This is a genomic window from Nocardia albiluteola, assembly GCF_018860155.1.
GTDB classification, from domain to species: Bacteria; Actinomycetota; Actinomycetes; order Mycobacteriales; family Mycobacteriaceae; genus Nocardia; species Nocardia albiluteola.
On sequence record NZ_JAHKNI010000001.1, the window covers coordinates 295,110 to 314,606 of the forward strand.

Genomic DNA, 19,497 nt, shown 5'->3' on the forward strand with positions numbered 1-19,497 from the left:
GCCCAGAGTGCGCGGCGGTCGATCACCGGGGCTGGGAGCATCGCGTCCACCGTGTGGCCGGAATGCGGCCGGCGAGGTATCCGTGCTGGTTGGGATGTGTTTGCCCCGTTTCGGTCGGGGCGGACAATCGGGCAAAGGCCCAGGCTGGTCCCGAGTGGTCGGTAGTGTCGTATCCGTGCCGCGCATCGCCTATTTCGGGCCGTCGGGAACCTTTACCGAGATGGCCCTCGCCCAGCTCGAGTCCGCCGGTGTCTTCGACGGGCCCGTGGAGCGGATTGCCGCACCCAGTCAGGGGGCGGCGTTGGAGATGGTTCGGGACGGCTCTGTCGAGGGCGCGGTGGTGCCGATCGAGAGTTCGGTGGAGGGGTCGATCGCGCCGACGCTTGATGGGCTGGCCGCCGGATCGCGGTTGCAGATCGTCGCGGAGACCGAACTGGACGTGGCGTTCACGATTCTGGCTCGTCCCGGGACCGGGCTGTCCCAGGTGCGTTCGGTCGCCGCCTATCCGGTGGCCGCCGCGCAGGTCCGGATGTGGCTGGCGCGGGAGCTGCCCCAGGCGCAGTTGTACACTTCGGCCTCCAATGCGGCAGCGGCGGAGGACGTGGTCGCCGGGCATGCCGATGCGGCGGTCTCCACCGCGCTCGCGGGTCAGCGTCTCGGCCTGGCCGCGCTCGCCTCCGGCGTCGCTGACCACGAGGGCGCGGTCACCCGATTCGTGCTCGTCACGCTGCCCCGCCAGGCGCCGCCGCGCACGGGGGCCGACCGCACCGCCCTGGTGGTGCTGGAGCTGGCCAACGAGCCCGGCGCCCTGATGCGGGTGTTCGCCGAATTCGCCACCCGTGGAATCGATCTGACCTTCATCGAATCCCGGCCCACCCGCGCGGTACGCGGCACCTACCGGTTCTATCTCGACTGCGTCGGCCACATCGACGATACCGCGGTCGCCGAGGCGCTCAAGGCGCTGCATCGCACCGCGGGGTCGATCCGTTTCCTGGGTTCGTGGCCCGCGGTCGCCCAGAGCGGCACCCCACCGCCGCCCGACGAGCCCGCCGCGGCGTGGCTGGAAGATCTGAGAAAGGGGGTGGCCGACCTATGACGGGCAGACTCGTGCTCGTGCGGCACGGCGAGACGGAGGGGAATGTCGCCAAACTCCTGGACACCCGCGTCCCGGGGCTGCCGCTCACCGAACGCGGTGCGGCACAGGCGAAGTCCTTCGCGGCGAATCTTCCCGAGCCGCCGGCGCGGCTGTTCAGCTCGCAGGCGCTACGCGCACGGCAGACCGCCCAGCACATCGAATCGGTGACCGGAGTGCCCGCGCAGGCGTTGGACGGTCTGTTCGAGGTGCAGGTCGGGGATCTGGAGGGCCAGGGTTCCGAGGCGGCGCACCAGCTTTTCCAGCGGGTGTACAAGTCCTGGCATCTGGGTGAGCTGGATGTGCGGCTGCCCGCCGGCGAGACCGGCCGCGAGGTGCTGGATCGGTATCTGCCTGTGCTGGAGGACCTTCGGGCGACCCATCTGGGACCGGAGGCCGGCGCGGATGTTCTCGTGGTCAGCCACGGCGCGGCCATGCGGCTGGTCGGAATGACGATGGGCGGGGTCTCGCCGCCCTTCACGACGAACAACCACCTGGACAACACCGAGACGATCGAGCTGTTACCGCGCTATGCCGGAACGGATTTCATCGGGTGGGAATGCACCCGATGGGGTCGCTATACACCGCCATTCGGATCCGACGTCGCGCCCACGGCCGACGACCCTATGGGGTGAATCGGGCCCCGGGTACAGCAATCCGCAACCCCCACAATACGAACAACGCACGACCGCCGCCGAATTCTGCCGGTGCCGCATCGTCAGCGTCAGCACCGCGGGACACGCCAAGGATCGCCCCGGACCGCGGCCTCGGCAATTTCGAGGCCGCCGCGGGGCCACCTAAATGATCCCGGCGCTCGGGTTGAATTCCTCACGCAGCGGGAGCTTGTGGATCAGGTCCCTGATCGCGGTGCGCAGCCGCGCGTTGGTGCCGGTGGCCAGCGACGTCCAGTGCACGTCGTCGTCGGAGCGGGTGGTGGTCGTGATGAACCGGCCGTTGCGGGTGTTGAAGACGTTGATCGTGCCGTCCGCGGTCTCGCGGGTGCCGTCGCCGTAGACCACGCCCACGATGGACGCGTGGGACGTTATCTCGACCAGTGCCGATGCCAGGGTCTGCGCGTCCCGCGGTGGGCGGCCCACTTCGGTGAGCCGCCGCAGCGTGGCATTGCTGTCGCCCGAGTCGTTGAGGATCGGCTCGAGCTCCTCGGTGAGCACGTTCATGCCCTCGAGCGGCAGCGGTTCGGACGCACCAAGCGCGGCGACCACCGTGCCCGGCAGGTCGTGGCCGGCCTGGTTGATGGTGTAGGCGCCGGGCCCGAGCAGCGCGACGACATCCATCGCCTCGCCCTTGGCGATGCACAGCCGGCTGACCTGGCCGTTGTGGTACCAGCGCATCGCGAGTACCCAGTGCGGGCGGTCCAGCGCCCGCACTCGGTCCTCGAGATCCGGATCGACGGTCTCGCCGTGGAGCAGGCCGCGAGCCGCGAGCGATTCCGCGGCCGCGTCCATCATCTTCTTGTGGGTGACGTCGCTGTCGTACCGCGCGCCCCCGTCCAGGACGACCGGGAACTGGCTGATCTGCAGCGTCTCTCGCAGATACTGCATCTCATCCAGCGACACCACGACCGAATCGAGCATGGCTGACCCCCCTCCAGCGCCGAGTACCGTCACCTAGCGATCCGCGTTGGGATCGCCGCCGATGACGCCGCTCGCGATGATCCGGCCGTCGGCGAAGTACTCACCGTGGACGAGCTCGTTCTTGTGGAACTCCTCTTCCTCCTCCTCGGCCTGGTGACCCATCAGCGGGTTACCGGTGCTGACGGGGCGGGTCGAGGCGGGCTGGGTGGCGGCGGAACCGACGCTGGCAGGTGTGGTGGCCGTGGGGATTTCCGGTGCGGTGCTGGGTGTCAGGTTGCCGAGTCCGGCGCCCCAGCCCTCGGGGATCTCCAGGCTGCCCGCGCCCCCGCCGATGTTGAGCGAGCCGGCACTGGAGAACGACATGACGCCGGTGGACATGCCGCCGCCGAGGGCCGCGCCGCCCATCATGCCCGGGGCCACGGTCGTCGAGCCGGCGGTGGATGCGGACACGACGCTCTGGGCCGCGTCGCCCACCATCGGGGCGCCAGTGCTGACGACCGATCCGGCAACGCCGGCAACCTGGGTGGCGGCCTGCTGGGCGGCGCCCGCGGTAGCCGGGTTCGCCAGCGCGGTCTGGGCGGACGAGACCGCCTGTGCCACAGGGTTCACATCGGCCTGCGCGGCCTGCGCGACATCCAGCGCGCCGCCGATGAGTCCGGCGCCGATGGCGATCGGCGGCGGCAGCAGGAAGGTGGCGGGGGTGGCGGCCATGAGCGAGGTGGCCGCCTCGTAGGTCTCCATCACCAGCGCGGCGCGGGTCTGAATTTCGACGTAGGCGGCCTCGGAGGCCTCACCGGCGCCCATCAGATCGCCGCCCGAGACGTGCGCGGCGACGCGGGCCGCGTCCACTGCCGCGACCTCGGGCGGGGTCGGCATGACCAACGAGGCGATCGTGTAGGCGGCCGTGTGGGCCTCGGCCTTGGCGGCCATGCCGATAGCCATGGCGGTCTGCTCACCGCACCAGCCGGTGAAGGCGGTGAACTGCGCTGCGGCGGCAACGCCGTTGGCGCCCAGCATGCCGATGCCGAGCTCGGCCAGAATGCGGGTCAGTGTCGCGGTGGCGTCGACCCAGGCTGCCGACAACCCGGTCCAGCCGGCGATCGCTCCCGCCATTGGAACCGCGTGCGTGCCGACTTCGAGCTGACCCGACATCATTTCGACCGGCCGGGCCTCCCAGACCACCCCGGTAAATCCTGCAACCATTGCTTATCCCCTGTCAGAAAGTGGTGAGGCCCGAGTCAGATCTCGAGGGCGGCCTGGACGGCGGTGATGCCCGCGGCACGGAGGCCGTCCTGGGCCATGTACTCCGTGAGCTGCACTTGCAATGTTTGTGCGGCGTTGTACAACTCGGCGATGCCTTGCGAGATCGAGGCGTCGTGCGTGGCGGCGCCCTCGTTGAAGTGGTTCATCGCCAGGAACGACACCTCCTCGGCGCCGGAGGGGGCGACGATGTGGGTCACCGGGCTGTTGGCGGCCTGGGCGGCCTCGAGTCGCCCGGCGAGCGCATGCAACTCGGCGATGGCCCCCTGAATGATTTCTACGTCGAAATGAACGAGATCGGCCATGACTCGAACTCCTTCTAGTGGCAACTAAACAACTGTTGGACCGGCGTGTGCCGACCCTTCGGTGGAACCACGAGAATTCCCCCTACGAGCTCTTGGACGCGGTGGCACGCAATCCGGTTCCCACGAGTCCAAAGTTTTTCGGGCCTTGACCCGCTTCGCGGGTTCAGACTAACCCCATCCCAACTCATGGAGCCGGTCTTCGTCAATCCCGAAGTAGTGAGCAATCTCATGGATCACCGTGATCGCCACCTCTTCGACCACTTCCTGTGCGGTGTCACATATCTCGAGAATCGGCTCGCGAAAGATGGTGATGGTATCCGGAAGTGCGCCGCCGTACTGGCTGTCGATCCGGTCGGTCAGGGCGATGCCGTGATAGAGGCCCAGCAGGTGCGGATCCCGCCGATCGCGGGGCTCGATCAGAACCACCACGTTGTCGATGGCGTGGGCCAGCCCCGGGGGAATCCGATCCAGGGCGTCGCCGACCAGTTCCTCGAACCGGTCCTCGGGCATCGATACCGGCATCGCGGCCCGGGCCTACCCCGGCACCCGGGCGGGTGCGGCGCCCGGCAGCGGGCTGGGGGTCGAGCGGCCCGAGCTCGGCGGCGCGACCGGGGCCTGACCGTCGATGAGGATGCTGCCCTTGGCCGCCCCGGTGATCGCGGAGAAGCCCTCGGCGGCACCCTTGCCGACCAGACAGTTCAGCCGGTGGCTGCCGACCAGCCAGCTGCGCGGGTCGATGCTGTCCCAGAAGATGGTCAGCGTCTTCTTGATGAGTGCGTCCGACCCGCCGAGGTAACTCGCGGCGACGCGGGCGCACTGCTGCTGCATGTACTTGTCCTGATCGCTGCTCGCCGGCGGGGCGCCGTTGAACTGGGTGCCCAGGTCGACCGCCGACATCACCTCGTAGGCATGGGGTTTGGCGCAGTCGACGGGCTCGTTGGTGGGCAGGCTCTGGTTGATGCCGATGCAGGTGCCCGGATCGAAGGTGCGGGACTGGTCGCTGTCGCGCACGCGGCCGACGGTCTGCTGGGTGGCGTTGCCGGTGGCGCTGATCAGCTGCAGGCCGCAGCGGATGTCGCGGTCCCCGCCGGTCCAGGCCGGTTCGCCGGGATTGATCATGCCGACCACGAAACGGCCGCGCGGGTCGAGCCGCCCGCCCAGGTAGGCCTGGGCCGCGGTGACGCAGTGCTCGTCGCGCAGCTCGGCGAACCGCAGCGAATCCGGGAAGCGGGTGCCCGGGCCGAACTCGCGGCCCGGGTAGTCGCTCAGGTTGATGTCGGCGGTCACCTCGAACAGGTGCTTGGCGGCGCAGTTGACCTTGGACAGGTCGAGGGTCTTCGGATCGGTCCAGTTCAGGCAGTCGCCCGCCGCGGCGGTGCCGAACGCGGAATCGACGCGGGCGCCGGTGGTGCCGCCGCCGGGATCGTGCGTCTCGAGCCCGTGCGAGCTCCGGAACCCGGAGATGGACAGCGTCACCACCGCGGCGACTACCGCGCCGACGGCGACCGCGGCCAGGCCCCAGCGCATCTTGTGCGCGGGCAGGTGGGAGCGCGCCGCGGCCCGGGAGCGAGTGGCCGCGCGCGAGCGTCCGGCCGCGCGGGGCGGGGCCGGCTCGGGGCCGGGCTGCTCCCAGTCGGGGTCGGATTCCATCCACTCGGAGGCCGAGTCGTCCCAGTCGGGCTCGGATCCGGGTTCGGGCGCCTGTGACGCATGATCGGAGGGCATCGCGGTCCATCATGTCAGCGCGGGCGCCGGGTCGCTACGACAGGTTGCGGTGACCACCGCGGACCCCGGCGGGACCTGCGGAATATCGGTGGACGCGCCCCATTAGGCTGGTTGCTTATGATCGACCTCCGATTCCTGCGCGAGAACCCCGACGTCGTGCGCGCCTCGCAGCGAGCCCGCGGCGAGGATCCGGCGCTGGTGGATGCCCTGCTCGAGGCCGACGCCGCCCGCCGCGCCGCGGTCGCGACCGCCGACACGCTGCGCGCCGAGCAGAAGGCGCTGGGTAAGAAGGTCGGCAAGGCGTCCCCGGACGAGCGCCCCGCGCTGCTGGCCCAGGGCCAGGAGCTCTCGGCGAAGGTCAAGGAGGCCGAGGCGGCAGAGAAGGCCGCGGACGCCGAATTCGACACCGCGCATCGCGCGCTGCCCAACGTCGTCCAGGAGGGCGCGCCCGCCGGTGGCGAGGACGACTACATCGTGCTCGATACCGTCGGGGCCACACCCGAATTCGACTTCACCCCGAAGGACCACGTGGAGCTCGGCGAGTCGCTCGGGCTGTTCGACATGGAGCGCGGGGCCAAGGTGTCCGGTGCCCGGTTCTACTTCCTCACCGGTTACGGCGCGCTGCTGCAGCTGGGCCTGCTGCAGCTGGCCGCGCAGCGGGCGATGGCCAACGGATTCACGATGATGATCCCGCCGGTGCTGGTGCGTCCGGAGATCATGGCGGGCACCGGGTTCCTGGGGCAGCACGCCGCCGAGGTCTACCACCTGGAGGAGGACGACCTGTACCTGGTCGGCACCTCGGAGGTGCCGCTGGCGGGATACCACTCGGGCGAGATCCTGGATCTGTCGAACGGCCCGAAGCGCTACGCGGGCTGGTCGTCGTGCTTCCGGCGGGAGGCGGGCAGCTACGGCAAGGACACCCGCGGCATCATCCGCGTGCATCAGTTCGACAAGGTCGAGATGTTCGTCTACTGCAAGCCGGAGGAGGCCGACGCCGAGCACCGGCGGCTGCTGGCCTGGGAGCAGGAGATGCTCGCCGCGATCGAGGTGCCGTACCGGGTGATCGACGTGGCCGCGGGCGATCTGGGCAGCTCGGCGGCGCGCAAATTCGACTGCGAGGCGTGGGTTCCCACCCAGCAGACCTATCGCGAGCTCACCTCGACCTCGAACTGCACCACCTTCCAGGGCCGCAGGCTCTCGGTTCGCCACCGCGACGAGAACGGCAAACCGCAGATCACCGCGACCCTCAACGGCACCCTGGCAACCACCCGCTGGATCGTGGCGCTGCTCGAGAACCACCAGCGCGCCGACGGTTCGGTGCGGGTGCCCGCGGCGCTCGTGCCCTTCGTTGGTAAGGACGTGCTCGAGGCCGTATAGCGCGGCGTCTCGTGGTAGCTGATGATTAGCGATCTATTTCCGCAGGGTGCCCCGGCCGCGCGGAGCATGCGTGAACGGTGTGCGCGAAGGTGGGACGGCCGACTTTGCCCGTCGATTCCTGCGGATGTGACTACTGCCCAGGACAACTGTGTCTAGGCTAGGCAGCGTGCGCGGATTCGGCTCTCGCGGCGATACCCGGACGCGGGTGCGGACGGCTTCGGCGCTAGCGACGGCAATGGTGATGGCCCGGACCACCGGTGCGTTTTACGTCATGGGTGGGGTGCTGGGCCTGTTGCTCACTGCCTTCGCCCCGGGCGAGGACGGCAATCGGCCCCTGGTGGGCGGCGCGGCGGCGGTGGCCCTGCTCCTGGGGGTCAGCCTGTTGATCTGGGGCCCGCAGCTGCCGCATTCGATTCACCACGGCTATGTCGCGGTGGCCACGGTCCTGGTGACGATCGCGGTGCACTGGTTCCCCAATACCGTCGGCGCGATCAGCCTGGCGGCGTTCTACGTGTTCATCGCCTGCGATGCCGCGATTTTCTTTGCCTGGCAATGGGTTGCGGCGCACATGGTGTTCGCGCTGGCGCTGTGCCTGTGGGTGGTGCCCTCGCGCGGGCTGCCGTGGTGGTCGGGCATGATTCCGGCGGGGGTCACCTTCGGGGTCGCCGTCGTGGTCGGGATCCTGACCCGGATGGCCTCGGACGCCGATATCGACGTGCTCACCGGACTGCTGAACCGGCGCGGTTTCGATCGCGCGCTGGCCGCCGCGATCGGGCACGCCACCCGCACCGGTCAGGGGCTGGCGCTGGTACTGGTGGATCTGGACCGCTTCCAGAAGATCAACGACCACCTCGGCCACCGGGCCGGCGACGCGGTGCTGCAGCGGGTGGGCGACACGTGGTCCAAACTGCTCGGGCCGGATCAGCGGCTGGCCCGTTACGGCGGCGACGCGTTCGCCCTGCTGCTGCCCAACACCACTGAACAGGCCGCGATACTGCTCACCGAGCAGCTGCGGGCGGCGGTCACCACCGGATGCTCGGCGGGCGTGACCTCCTGGCAGTCGGGCGAGTCCGGGTCGCTGCTGGTGAGCCGCGCGGATGTCGGCCTGTACCGGGCCAAGCAGGCCGGGCGCAACCGCACCGTGCTCGAGTCCTCGCGGCAGCTGCCGCTGGCGGTGGAGCTGCGCGAGGCCATCGACAAGGGCGCCCTGGACGTGCACTACCAGCCGATCGTGAGCCTGAGCGAGGGCGGGGGCAGCCGCGCGGTCGGCGTGGAGGCGCTGCTGCGCTGGTCCTCCAGCGCCCAGCCGGACGTGACGACCGAGGGCCTGATCCGGGTTGGCCGAGGAATACGACCTGATCTCCGACCTGGACGAGCTGGTCCTGCGTCGGGCGTGCGCGGACGCCGCCCGCCTGCAGGAGACCTTCGCCCAGCTCGATCTCACGCTGAATGTCAACGTGAGCGGCCTCGAACTGGCCGAATCCGACTATGCCGACCGGGTTTCCGGGATCCTGTCCGATACCGGCTGGCCCGCCGACCAGCTCGTGCTGGAGGTCACCGAGAGCGAGCTGGCGGCCGAATCCCACACGGCCATCGGGAATCTCAACACGCTGCGCGATCGCGGGGTGCGCATCGCGATCGACGATTTCGGCACCGGGTACTCCTCGCTGAGCCGCCTGGCCACGATTCCCAGCGACATCCTCAAGGTCGACCAGTCGTTCGTGGCGGCTATCCGGTCCGATACCCCGGCCCCGCCGCTGCTGGGTATCATTGCCGCACTCAGTAAGTCGCTGGATCTGCAGGTGATCGCCGAGGGCGTGGAGACCGAGTACCAGGCCGCGGTGCTCACCGAGCTCGGTTTCGCCCTGGCCCAGGGCTACCACTACAGCGATTCGCAGCCGGTCGCCGACCTGATCAGCGATCTCAACGTTCAGCACGGCCTGGTCGGCGCGGGAGCGCCGGAGCACGAGTTCTCCAGCAACGGCTGGATTCCCGTCGATACCGGTTACGATTCATAGCCGGTCGGAGGGAATCGAGCGGCAAGGCCGCGGAGGAGTTCCGCGGGCTCCGGTAGCTGCGATCAGAGCTTGCGCGAACGCAATTCGTGCCCCTTGGAGGTCTTGCACCGCCCCGACTCCAGATCCCACTGCCAGCCGTGCAGGTTGCAGGTGAGCGTGTTGCCCTCCACCACACCGAATTTCGACAGATCGGCCTTGAGGTGGGGGCAGCGGCGCTGCACCTCCCACCCGGCGAGCTCGCACGAGGCCGAATCGTCGTGGGCCTCGGAGAACCAGCCGTCGGCGTAGGCGATCCGCTCGTCGGTGAGGCATTTGAAGAACGTGTAGAGGAATTCGTTGTAGCCGCCGATGCGCCACGCCTGGAACCGGGTGGACAGGAAGATGGTGTTCACCCAGTCGGGCTCGCGATCGCGCAGCACGGTGCGCACCAGCTGCGGTTCGATGCGGAAGCCGTAGCGGTACCTGCCCTCTCCCTCGATCGGCTCGCGCACCGCTCGCTTGGGGAAGTCCAGGACGAAGGTCTCCTCGCCCAGCACCAGGCCGACCGGATAGCCGATGCCGTCACAGATCAGGTCGCTCTGGGCCATGATCGGCTCGAACAGGTCCTTGAGTTGGGGTAGCAGCGGCTCGGAATCCGTTGCCCAGGTGGCCTTCTCGGACGCCAGGACCGGCGCCATGCGCTGGGCCATCGCCTCGATGTAGCCGGCCTTGTCGCCGTAGATCTCGTCCGGATCGACCGGGTGCTGCAATTCCAGTTCGGCCCCGCGCACATCGGCGACCGAGCCCGGAATCATCAGCACGCCACCGGTATTGCCGTGGATGCGCATCTGCTCCAGGAACACCGCCTGATCGGGGAAGATGTTGCCCTCGTCGCCGCGGTCGTCGTTCAGGTAGCGCAGCTGCTCGTCCAGGAAGACCGGCGGACCGGCCGAGGGCACCACCCAGGTGGCCCCGACCTGCTCGATGTAGCTGCGCGCCCGGTCCATGCCGCGCTGGCGCTTCTGCTTGCCGAAATTCGACTTGGTGCGCGCGGGGATGTCGTAGACCATCGGGTACCAGATCGCGCCCGAGTACTGCAGCAGGTGGATGTCCACGTGGCCGAACGCGTCGTGCAGCACGTCCATGTCGACCGGGCGCGCGTCGTTCATGTTGAAGCAGACCGTCTCGCCGTCGGACACGACCAGCCCGGAGTCGCCGATCGGCCCGTCGGCGGGCGCGCGCAGCGCGATGATCATGACGTCCATGTCGCCGCCGGGACCGGTGACGGTGTGCTTGACCGAGTTCTCGGTCTCGACGAACTTCGTGAAGCCCACCTTCTCGAGCTCGCGGCGCAGATCCGGCACCGGATAGTCCGGCAGTAGTACGGTGGCGTCCTTGCTGACGTGCTCGGCCAGATGCTTGGCGTCGAAGTGGTCGCGGTGCAGGTGCGAGACGTAGAGGAAGTCGCAGTTGCCCAGCTCGTCCCAGTCCAGACGGGTGTTGTCGGGGAACGGGAACCATGAGCCGAAGTACGCCGGGTTGACCCAGGGGTCGCAGAGGATGGTCCCGGCCGCGGTGCGGATGTGGAATCCGGCGTGTCCGACACTGGTGATCTGCACGAACTTCCTCCTGAGGTTGCCAGCCACCCAGGGTACTGGTTTGCGGGATGCGGTGCCCTTGCGGGGAGAGGGCGCCCCTAGGGTGCTACGGCACCGATGCAGTAACCCTGCTTGCCGTCCTTCAGGGTGAATGTCCGATCCTGCTGCGACCCGAGCGCGGTGAGAACCGGCGCGGAGACCTTGATGTAGGCGCCTCGCGGGGCTTCGGAGGTGATCGCCTGGTCGACGAACGATTCGACTCCGCCGAGCATGCCGACGTCGAGGGCCGCCGGCGGCGCGGTCGGGTGGCCGCTGCCGCTGGGGTCCCAGGTGGCGGGGCCGGCCGGGCAGACCAGGGGATGCGTGGATTCCTTGTCGGCCGGGTTCAGCGGGGCGCCGGTGAGGCGGTCCAGGTAGCGGCGGACCGTGTGCCGCGCATCTGCGTCGTTGAAGCCCGGGTGCGTACCGGCCGGGAAGACCCGCGGGCACGCGTAGCCGCTGTCGATATCGGTGCGCTGGGCCACGACGGTGATCGGCGCGCGACCCGGGCCCGTCCAAGTGATCGCCGTACCGTCGTCGACGCCCGGTCGCGCCAGGGCGCTGAGGATGGCCCGCTTGTCGGTGTACATCGAATCCACGTTCTGCGGCGCCATGGTCCAGCACTTGTCCTCGAGCCGGTCGGTCGGCAACGTCTGCAGGTCCATGGCCCATCGGGTGAGGGCGTCGGCGGCGTCGGAGTCGGGTTTGGTGAGCGAGACGGTGACCATGAGCTCGCCGGGTTTGGGCGTCAGCGCCGGTGCGGCGGCCGCCGAGGTCGTCGGCGTGGGCGTGGCCGAGGAGGCGGGGGGTTGCGGATCGTCGGTGCTGTAGTCCGTGCCCTCGATGCCCACCCGCGAGTCGCACCCGGCAATCAGGCATAGCGCCAGCCCGCCGAGCAGGGCCGCCAGCCCTGCCGTCCGTGCAGATCGGCCCGTGCGGAGGCCATGGTCGTGCGATGCCGGGCGAGGCAATTCCACTGCGGCGAACCTCTTTCGTCTGCGCGAGATGAGTGCACTACGTGACGGGGGTCTACGCTAGCGGAATTGTGGAACCCTTCTATAGGTCGATCATCGGCCTGGCCCGCACCGTCTTCTTCGCGCAGGGGCTGAAATTCGATGTCAGAGGGGCAGAGCGCATCCCCGCCGCCGGTGGCGCGGTCATCGCCATCAATCACACCGGGTACATGGACTTCACCTACGCCGGGCTGCCCGCGCGCACCCCGAAGCGGTACATCCGGTTCATGGCCAAGAAGGAGGTGTTCGACAGCGGGGTCTCCGGGCCGATCATGCGCGCGATGCGCCATATTCCGGTGGATCGCTCGGCCGGGGCGGACTCCTACCGCGCCGCGCTGGACTACCTGCGCCGGGGCGAGCTCGTCGGTGTGTACCCCGAGGCGACGATCAGCCGCAGCTTCGAGATCAAGGGGTTCAAATCCGGTGCCGCCCGGATGGCGATCGAGGCCGGGGTGCCGATCGTCCCGATGGTGATCTGGGGCGCGCAGCGGGTGTGGACCAAGGGGTATCCGAAGCGGTTGGGGCGCACCAATACCCCGATCCGGATCCAGGTTGGCCAGCCGATCCAGCCGCCGTCCGCGCAGGGGGACATCACGGCCGCCGCGACCGAGCTCACCGAGCGGCTGCGCGCGACCATGCGGGAGATGCTCGCGCAGCTGCAGGAGGGTTATCAGCACGAGCCCGGCGCGTACTGGGTGCCAACCCGCCTGGGTGGTGGCGCGCCGACCCTCGAGGAGGCCGACGCGATGGACGCCGCCGAGGCCGCCGCGAAGGCCGCCGCACGCCGGGAATCGACCCTGGATGGATCGGACCACTAGGACGGACCGGGCATCGTCGCGTAGTTTCGTCGCTATGGGACGGGAGCCTGTATTCGACGTCTTGGCGGGATTGGTCCACGGTGTGTGCTGGGCGCAGGGCCTGCGGCTCGATATCGCCGGGCAGGAGAACATTCCGCGCTCGGGCGGCGCCGTACTGGCCGTGAACCACACGGCCTACCTGGACTTCATGGAGGTCGGGCTGGTGGGGCGCAAGTCGCACCGCAACGTCCGCTACATGATGAAGGCCGAGCTCGAGCACGGCATCGTGGGCTGGTTGATGAAGCACTGCAAGGCGATCGGCGTCGATCGCGGTCACGGCGCGGAATCCTATGAGCGGGCGGTGACCGCGCTGCGCGAGGGCGAGATCGTGGTGGTCTATCCCGAGGCCACCATCAGCCGGAGCTTCGAGCTCAAGGAATTCAAGTCGGGCGCGGCGCGCATGGCCGTCGAATCCGGCGTGCCGATCGTGCCGATGACCATCTGGGGTGCCCAACGCATCTGGACCAAGGACATCCCGAAACAGCTGGGTCGCCATCGTTTTCCGATCCACATCCGCATCGGCGAGCCGCTGCCCGCGCCCGGTCACGAGCCCACCGCCGCGGCGGTCGACGCGCTGACCGCCGAATTGCATTCCCGCATGCAGGATCTGCTCGAGCGAGCCCAGCAGGGTTATGAGATGCCCACCGGCGCGCGCTGGGTGCCCGCCCGCCTCGGCGGCGGCGCGCCCACGCTGGAGCGGGCCGCGGTGCTGGAGCAGGAGGAACTGGCCCGGCGACGGGCGGCCAGGGAGCAACGTCAGTCCGAAGAGAGCGCCTGAGCCACACGGCGATCGACGATCCCGAACGGTCGAGGGTCGCCAACGGCGGTGTGCTGTATCCGGTGTAGGCGATAGCCGGCTCGTGCGTCCGCGCATCTTGCGGCCGGTTCGCAGCACCTGCGGCGATGGGTCGGCGTGGGTGTCGATGGAGCGGCGGTCTGCCCGGCGGGTTGCGCGCTGTGGCCGCGTCAGGCCGCCGGTCGAACGGCGAGCAGCGATTGGCAGGGGGTCGGCGCGGGGAGGTTGCCGCCGAAGAATCGCGTGGGCACGGTGCCCATGAGGGCGCGGAAGTCGGCGGTCATATGCGACTGGTCGTAATAGCCCGCGGTGGCGGCGATCTCGGCCAGCGGGCCGCCCCCGGGCTCGGAGACGAGGCGCCGGATTCGGTCGATACGCACGAAATGCTTGGGGGACAACCCGATTCCGGTGGTGAACAGCGAGCGCAGGTGGCGTTCGCTCACGGCCAGGCGGGCGGCGATCTCGGGGATCGGCGCCGGGGCCGCGGCCATGGCCGACATCGCGGCGTCCAGCAGCGCGCGCCGGGAGCTGTCCGCCGGGTCGTCGGAGATGCGCTGTGGCAGTGCGTCTTGCAGTAGCGCCATCGCCTCGGTGAAGGAGCTGTTCAGTAGGCGGTCGGCGAATTCGCCCAGCGGTCCGGGCAATTCGTCGAGGTCGACGAGGCGGTCGGTGAGTTCGGCCGCGGGGACGCCCAGCAGCGGGCGGACCGCGCCCGGCGCGATGTGCAGGCGCAGGCAGGAGGCGGGCTCGTCCGCGGCGTTGTAGGACGCGCGGGTGCGCGGGCCGACGATCACGATGTCGCGGCGTCCCGTGACCTCGTGCCGCAGGGTCAATCGGGTTGCGGCGTCGGGAATGTGGGTGAACGGCAGGCCGGCGGCGTCGAGGGTGGGGATTTGCCCGGCCTGGCTGAACCAGGGCCGCAGCGCCCGCGGTACTCCCATCGAGCGCTCGTAGCGGTCGGCGGTGCGCATGCCGGCGCGTTCCCCGCCGGGTGTGCGCGGACGCGCGGGGGTGCGACGGCGCGCGGAGGATATGGCGGGTCGCTCGTCCGGGGCCTTCGCCGGGCGCTCGGCCTCGTCCGCGCGGACACCCTCGATGCTCGGTATTCCGCGCGACTGCGGGGCGGGTGCGTCGGGGCGCGAGGTGATGCGCCGGCGCCCGGCGTTGGGCGTGCGGGTGAGCGGGGTGGTCACCCGATCCACTGTAGGCCTCGTCGGTCCGGTGCGGGTTGTGCCGATTTTTCCTATAGGTGCAGGTAGTTGGGACGGCAGAGTCGGATGCATGATTTTGGTGACGGGTGCCACGGGCACCGTTGGCAGTGAAGTGGTCCGGCAGCTGGCGCAGCGTGGCGAGAAGGTGCGTGCACTGACCCGGAATCCCGGGGCGGCGAAGCTTCCGGAGGGTGTGGAGGTCGTCCGGGGCGATTATGCCGAGCCGGAATCGCTGGCCGCGGCCATGTCCGGGGTGGAGGCCGCATTCCTGGTGGGCGTGCTCGATCCGGGGCAGCCGGGCGGGGACCCCGCGCTGGTCGCCGCGGCGCGGGCGGCGGGAGTGCGGCGGGTGGTGAAGCTCTCCGCGATCGGTACCGGCGATCCGGACCTCGGCGTCTTCGCGACCTGGCACAGCCCCGGCGAGCAGGCGGTGCGGGATAGCGGGCTGGAGTGGACGATCCTGCGGCCCAGCCAGTTCGCGGCCAACACGCTGGCCTGGGCCGAGGCGGTGCGCGCGGGCGAGGCGGTGCCCGTCCGGACCGGCACCGGCCGACAGGGCACGATCGATCCTCGCGATATCGCGGAGGTCGCGGTGCGGGCGCTCCTCTCGGACGACCACGCGGGCCGGACGTACACGCTGACCGGCCCGGCCGCGCTGTCCGAACCGGAGCAGGCCTTCGTGCTGGCCGCCGTGCTGGAGCGGCCGGTGACGATGCGGGAGCTGCCGTTGGCCGCGGTGCGCGCGGCGATGCGGGAGCGGGGCATGACAGACGGCTTCATCGACGGGGCGCTCGCGGGCACGGAATTCATTCGCTCCGGCGGCAACACCACGCTCACCGACGACGTGCGGGAGGTGCTCGGGCGCCCGCCGCGGGCCTACGAGGAGTGGGTGCGCGACCACCGGACGGCCTTCACCGATCCGGCCGCCGACGCGCCCGAATGACGGCCCCGACGCCGGAAATTTGCCCAATAAGGGCATGACGGCACAAAACGGACTGGACGGGCGTTACGACACGCGGGCGGCACGCCGTGATTTTCCCGCGTGCAGGCCCCTAACCAGCCAATTCATGGCGCATACCGGACGGAGTGGATACCGTCGGAGATCATGATGCGCTATGCGATGCCGGCCGAGTCCGCGCCACACGCCCGGACCTGGCTGGCATGGCCGGCGAAGGAGTCCGTGTGGGAGGAACTGCTGCCCCGGGCGCGCGCTGATGTGACCCGGCTGGCCCGTGCCATTGCCGATCGGGAACCGGTGGCGCTGCTGGCTCGGCGCGAACATATCGACGAGGCGCGCTACGCCGTCGGGAGCGCGGTCGAGGTGGTCTCCGCGCCGCTGGACGACCTCTGGGTGCGCGACACCGGTCCGGTCTTCGTCGCCGCCCCCGACGGCAGTGTGGCCGGGGTCGACTTCAACTTCAACGGCTGGGGCCAGAAGGCCGAATGCCACCTGGATGCCAGGGTCGCGCGCAAGGTCCTGGACCACGTGGGTGTCGAGCGGGTGATCGCGCCGATCGTCGCCGAGGGCGGGGCGCTCGAGGTCGACGGCGAGGGCACCCTGCTGGCCACCGAGAGTTCCCTGGTCAACCCGAATCGCAATCCGGACAGCGATCACGACGACATCGAGCGCGCCCTGGCCGAACTGCTGGGGGTGACGAAGGTGGTGTGGCTGCAGGGCGTTTCGGGCCTGGATGTCACCGATTGTCACGTCGACGCGGTGGCGCGCTTCGCCGAACCCGGTGTGGTGCTGGTGGATCGGCCGGGCGACCCGGATCCGGACGACGCCTTCGCCCGCGCCGCGGCCCGCGCCCAGGACATTCTGCGGGAGGCGACCGACGCCCGCGGCCGCCGATTCGACATCGTGGAACTCCCGCAACCGAATCCGGCCGAGATGCCCGGTACCCGCGGTGCGGAATTCCTCTACACCTATGTGAACTTCTATATCGGCAACGACGCGGTGTACCTGCCCGCCTACGGCGACCGCCGCGGTGACGACCGCGCGGCAGGCATTCTCGCGGACGTCTTTCCGGGACGTACGGTGGTGCCGGTCGAGTACAACGCGGTGGCCGAAGGCGGCGGCGGGATCCACAGCTCGACGCAGCAGCAACCGGCGTAATCGCGGGCGCCGACAGGGCAGTGTGCCCGGTGGACACCGGGGCATCGACGCCGAACTGAACGCCCGCCCGGCCGTCGTCGCACTGGCCTGAGTCGGACAGCGCTGACCGATCGGCGTAGCTCAGCTCGGGTCTGAGCCACGAATGGCCGCGAACCAGATGCAGACACCCGCGGCGACAGTCACCGCACCGGCGAAGGCGGGGAAACCGCCGCCCGCTACGTACACCCACAACAGTCCGGCAAACGGTGCGGCGATGGCGAATTGAGCATCCAGCAGTAGGCGGCGAGTGAGGCGAGCCGAGGCCGCGGCGTGGTCCGGGCCGTCCGGGTCCGGGCGGGTGGGATTGTCGTGCAGGCGCCCGATCGGCTCCTTCGTGCGCACAGCGCCCGACGGGTACAGTCGGAGCTCACCGAGTTCGACCGTCCCGTTGCCGAATTCGGCGACCGCATCGCACAACGTGACCAGCGCCGGATCGAAATACACCGGCAGCCAGCGGGTTACGCCGTCCGCGGTGAATTCCAGCCAGGACCGGCTCAGCAGCCGATGCTGCTGCCGCACCCGCCGGCACTGCGCCCGCCCGGCCGCGGGCGTGTGCCAGGGCAATACCCCGGACGCCACCGCCAGCCGAAAGGCGCTGCAGCACAGCACGACCACCGCCACCGCCCCCAGCATGCTCAGCTGCTCCAGATCGGCGTACGGCGCCCAGGCGAGGCAGATCGCCAGGGCGCCGAGCGTCGTCAGCACCGGATAGGCCAGGGGATGGCCCGAGCCGGAAATCACTTCTGGAAGCCGACCTTGGTCCAGTCCGCGTTGGCCAGGCCGAAGGCGCCGATATTGGCGAGGTTGGCGCGGGTGGCGTAGGTGCCCGAGGCCTGCTGCAGCGGCAGCGAATAGCCCTCCTGCCAGATCATCTTGTCGCACTCGTTGGCCAGCTCGCTGGCCTTGGCCGGCTCGAGTTCGGAGATGGTCTTCTCGATCAGATCGTTCAGCTGGGTCGAGCCGATGCGGGCCTTGTTGCCCTGCAGATTGTTCGGGTCGTAGGCGTATATCTGCGGCAGCGCGGTGAGCGGCAGGGGGCTACCGCCCCAGGTGAACTGCGCGAGATCGAAATTGCCCGGATCGATGACGTTCGTGAACAGCCCGTTGCCGGGGACCGTCTGGATGTCCACCTTGACCCCGACCTTGGCCAGATCCTGCTGGACGATTTTGGCGGTGTCGACCCACTCCTTCTGATCGAACATCACATCGCGCAATTCCAGCTTCTTGCCGTCCTTTTCCCGGACATTGCCGTTCAGCTTCCAGCCCAGATCGTCCAGATCCTTTGCCGCCGCGGTCGGATCGAACGCGGCGGGCGCGGAGTTGTCCTGATAGCCCTTCTGGCCCATCACGAAGACGTGGTTGTTCAGCGGCTTCGGATTGTCGACGATGCCGGTCTGCGCCTGCGTCACGATCGCCTGCCGGTCGATCGCCTTCGAAATCGCAATCCGCAGTTTGGAATCGGCGAGCAGCGCGCCGGGCGCGCCGTTGAACGTGATGTGGCTCCAGCTCGGCTCCGGCGAGCGCCGCACGACAATGCCCGGTGTGCCCTTGGCCGCCACCACATTCGCCAGCCCCGACACATAGGTGTAGTCGATCTCGTTGTTCTGCACCGCGCCCAGGACCGCGCTCTGATCGAGCCTGGTGAAGGTGATCGTGCTGAGCTTGGGAGTCGCGCCCCACCACTTGGGATTGCGGCCCAGCACGACTCGGTCCTGGGTCTTGTCGATGTTCGTGATGACGAACGGGCCCGAGCTCACCTTCAGGTCGTTGCGGTCGACATCGTTGAAGGCCTGCGGGGATTCGGTGACCGACTTGGGGTACAGCGGGCCGAACATGCCCTGCCACTCGGCGTACGGCTTGTTGAACGTGACGACCGCCTGCCGGTCGTCGGCGCCGCGCTCCACCTTGGCCACGCGCTCGAAGCCCTGGGTCGAGCTGACCTGGAATCCCTGTCCGGCGCTGCCCAGCGCGTGCGCCTCGGACTGCAGATCCGCCCAGGTGATGGGCGTGCCGTCCGACCACACGGCCTTCGGGTTGATGGTGTAGGTGACCTGCTGCGGATTGGTGTTGGTGAGCTTGACGTCGGTGAAATAGTCGTGGTTGACCGACAACTCACCGGCCGCGTTGCTGACGAACGGCTCCGGCATGAGCGGATCGACGATGGAGGCCACGTCGGCGTCGCCGCCGTCGATGTGCAGGTTGTTGAAGGTGGCCGGGAACGAGCTGATCGCCAGGCGCAGGTTGCCGCCGTCGCGCAGGGTGCCCGGATCCTGCCGGTTGATGTCGTTCGTCGTCCCCACGTTGACGTTGGCGACCTGATTGCCGCCGCCGGAACTGCATCCCGACACGATCAATCCGAGCGCGACCGCGGGGATCGCGAGCGGGACAACTTTCGAACGAATCCGCATGGATCGATCCTTCCGTCGGGACAAACTCA

18 protein-coding genes and 1 pseudogene are annotated in these 19,497 nt (G+C 69.2%); 9 read left to right on the plus strand and 10 right to left on the minus strand.

All coding sequences use genetic code 11. The features are described from left to right. Positions 1 to 175: 175 nt before the first annotated feature. Together pheA and KO481_RS01380 are read left to right on the plus strand one after the other, a co-directional pair. Complete coding sequence (gene pheA / locus KO481_RS01375; protein WP_215915083.1) at positions 176 to 1,096, plus strand: prephenate dehydratase; 921 nt, start codon at positions 176 to 178, stop codon at positions 1,094 to 1,096. Next, a complete protein-coding gene (locus KO481_RS01380; RefSeq protein ID WP_215915084.1) occupies positions 1,093 to 1,767 on the plus strand; it encodes a histidine phosphatase family protein in 675 nt (224 codons plus the stop codon). Before pheA ends, KO481_RS01380 begins: the two co-directional genes overlap by 4 nt. A gap of 162 nt (positions 1,768 to 1,929) precedes the next feature. Here KO481_RS01380 and KO481_RS01385 read toward each other — a convergent pair whose 3' ends face one another. From KO481_RS01385 to KO481_RS01405, 5 genes are all read right to left on the minus strand, one after another. Then, the gene (locus tag KO481_RS01385) at positions 1,930 to 2,727 is read right to left on the minus strand and encodes an ESX secretion-associated protein EspG (protein WP_245400217.1); all 798 of its coding nucleotides are present in this window, start codon (positions 2,725 to 2,727) and stop codon (positions 1,930 to 1,932) included. Between the two features lie 33 nt (positions 2,728 to 2,760). Then, a complete protein-coding gene (locus KO481_RS01390) occupies positions 2,761 to 3,930 on the minus strand; it encodes a PPE domain-containing protein (protein ID WP_215915086.1) in 1,170 nt (389 codons plus the stop codon). A 35-nt stretch (positions 3,931 to 3,965) separates the two neighbouring features. Beyond that, positions 3,966 to 4,292, minus strand: coding sequence for a PE family protein (locus tag KO481_RS01395; RefSeq protein ID WP_215915087.1), 327 nt, complete (start codon positions 4,290 to 4,292; stop codon positions 3,966 to 3,968). 168 nt (positions 4,293 to 4,460) lie between these two features. Then, positions 4,461 to 4,814 (minus strand): metallopeptidase family protein, encoded by a 354-nt coding sequence (locus KO481_RS01400; protein ID WP_215915088.1) that lies wholly within the window; start codon positions 4,812 to 4,814, stop codon positions 4,461 to 4,463. Positions 4,815 to 4,826: 12 nt separating this feature from the next. Further along, positions 4,827 to 5,942 carry a septum formation family protein gene (locus KO481_RS01405; RefSeq protein ID WP_215915861.1) on the minus strand — a complete coding sequence of 372 codons (1,116 nt, stop codon included), beginning with the start codon at positions 5,940 to 5,942 and terminating at the stop codon, positions 4,827 to 4,829. A 192-nt stretch (positions 5,943 to 6,134) separates the two neighbouring features. On the opposite strand from KO481_RS01405, the gene serS reads away from it, so the two are divergent. From serS to KO481_RS42660, 3 genes and pseudogenes are all read left to right on the plus strand, one after another. Then, complete coding sequence (serS, locus tag KO481_RS01410; RefSeq protein WP_215915089.1) at positions 6,135 to 7,394, plus strand: serine--tRNA ligase; 1,260 nt, start codon at positions 6,135 to 6,137, stop codon at positions 7,392 to 7,394. Positions 7,395 to 8,085: 691 nt separating this feature from the next. Then, positions 8,086 to 8,481, plus strand: a pseudogene (locus KO481_RS42655) (GGDEF domain-containing protein); the annotation flags it as partial. Between the two features lie 250 nt (positions 8,482 to 8,731). Beyond that, entirely contained in the window at positions 8,732 to 9,412 is a 681-nt protein-coding gene (locus KO481_RS42660; RefSeq protein WP_245400219.1) for an EAL domain-containing protein, read from the plus strand. Positions 9,413 to 9,474: 62 nt separating this feature from the next. On the opposite strand, the gene KO481_RS01420 is transcribed toward KO481_RS42660, so the two are convergent. Further along, entirely contained in the window at positions 9,475 to 11,010 is a 1,536-nt protein-coding gene (locus tag KO481_RS01420) for a Rieske 2Fe-2S domain-containing protein (RefSeq protein WP_215915090.1), read from the minus strand. 77 nt (positions 11,011 to 11,087) lie between these two features. Then, the gene (locus KO481_RS01425; RefSeq protein ID WP_215915091.1) at positions 11,088 to 12,005 is read right to left on the minus strand and encodes a hypothetical protein; all 918 of its coding nucleotides are present in this window, start codon (positions 12,003 to 12,005) and stop codon (positions 11,088 to 11,090) included. 68 nt (positions 12,006 to 12,073) lie between these two features. On the opposite strand from KO481_RS01425, the gene KO481_RS01430 reads away from it, so the two are divergent. Both KO481_RS01430 and KO481_RS01435 read left to right on the plus strand, forming a co-directional pair. Next, on the plus strand, positions 12,074 to 12,859 hold the full coding sequence (locus tag KO481_RS01430) for a lysophospholipid acyltransferase family protein (protein WP_215915092.1): 786 nt from the start codon (positions 12,074 to 12,076) through the stop codon (positions 12,857 to 12,859). 34 nt (positions 12,860 to 12,893) lie between these two features. Next, entirely contained in the window at positions 12,894 to 13,676 is a 783-nt protein-coding gene (locus KO481_RS01435) for a lysophospholipid acyltransferase family protein (RefSeq protein WP_215915093.1), read from the plus strand. A 188-nt stretch (positions 13,677 to 13,864) separates the two neighbouring features. Here the strand turns inward: KO481_RS01435 and KO481_RS44250 are convergent, their stop codons facing one another. Beyond that, on the minus strand, positions 13,865 to 14,887 hold the full coding sequence (locus tag KO481_RS44250) for an AraC family transcriptional regulator (protein ID WP_215915094.1): 1,023 nt from the start codon (positions 14,885 to 14,887) through the stop codon (positions 13,865 to 13,867). Positions 14,888 to 14,975: 88 nt separating this feature from the next. On the opposite strand from KO481_RS44250, the gene KO481_RS01445 reads away from it, so the two are divergent. Both KO481_RS01445 and KO481_RS01450 read left to right on the plus strand, forming a co-directional pair. Then, positions 14,976 to 15,848, plus strand: coding sequence for an NAD(P)H-binding protein (locus tag KO481_RS01445; protein ID WP_215915095.1), 873 nt, complete (start codon positions 14,976 to 14,978; stop codon positions 15,846 to 15,848). Between the two features lie 162 nt (positions 15,849 to 16,010). Further along, on the plus strand, positions 16,011 to 17,021 hold the full coding sequence (locus KO481_RS01450) for an agmatine deiminase family protein (RefSeq protein WP_215915096.1): 1,011 nt from the start codon (positions 16,011 to 16,013) through the stop codon (positions 17,019 to 17,021). A gap of 120 nt (positions 17,022 to 17,141) precedes the next feature. Here the strand turns inward: KO481_RS01450 and KO481_RS01455 are convergent, their stop codons facing one another. Together KO481_RS01455 and KO481_RS01460 are read right to left on the minus strand one after the other, a co-directional pair. Next, positions 17,142 to 17,801 carry a hypothetical protein gene (locus tag KO481_RS01455; protein WP_308166219.1) on the minus strand — a complete coding sequence of 220 codons (660 nt, stop codon included), beginning with the start codon at positions 17,799 to 17,801 and terminating at the stop codon, positions 17,142 to 17,144. Continuing rightward, a complete protein-coding gene (locus tag KO481_RS01460) occupies positions 17,798 to 19,468 on the minus strand; it encodes an ABC transporter family substrate-binding protein (RefSeq protein WP_215915097.1) in 1,671 nt (556 codons plus the stop codon). Before KO481_RS01460 ends, KO481_RS01455 begins: the two co-directional genes overlap by 4 nt. Positions 19,469 to 19,497 lie beyond the last annotated feature (29 nt).

Coding starts and splice junctions, on each gene's coding strand:
- KO481_RS01380 (WP_215915084.1), top strand. CDS start 1,093: ATGACGGGCAGACTCGTGCTCGTGCGGCACGGCGAGACGGAGGGGAAT.
- KO481_RS01385 (WP_245400217.1), bottom strand. CDS start 2,727: ATGCTCGATTCGGTCGTGGTGTCGCTGGATGAGATGCAGTATCTGCGA.
- KO481_RS01390 (WP_215915086.1), bottom strand. CDS start 3,930: ATGGTTGCAGGATTTACCGGGGTGGTCTGGGAGGCCCGGCCGGTCGAA.
- KO481_RS01395 (WP_215915087.1), bottom strand. CDS start 4,292: ATGGCCGATCTCGTTCATTTCGACGTAGAAATCATTCAGGGGGCCATC.
- KO481_RS01400 (WP_215915088.1), bottom strand. CDS start 4,814: ATGCCGGTATCGATGCCCGAGGACCGGTTCGAGGAACTGGTCGGCGAC.
- KO481_RS01405 (WP_215915861.1), bottom strand. CDS start 5,942: ATGGAATCCGACCCCGACTGGGAGCAGCCCGGCCCCGAGCCGGCCCCG.
- serS (WP_215915089.1), top strand. CDS start 6,135: ATGATCGACCTCCGATTCCTGCGCGAGAACCCCGACGTCGTGCGCGCC.
- KO481_RS01435 (WP_215915093.1), top strand. CDS start 12,894: ATGGGACGGGAGCCTGTATTCGACGTCTTGGCGGGATTGGTCCACGGT.
- KO481_RS01445 (WP_215915095.1), top strand. CDS start 14,976: ATGATTTTGGTGACGGGTGCCACGGGCACCGTTGGCAGTGAAGTGGTC.
- KO481_RS01450 (WP_215915096.1), top strand. CDS start 16,011: ATGATGCGCTATGCGATGCCGGCCGAGTCCGCGCCACACGCCCGGACC.
- KO481_RS01460 (WP_215915097.1), bottom strand. CDS start 19,468: ATGCGGATTCGTTCGAAAGTTGTCCCGCTCGCGATCCCCGCGGTCGCG.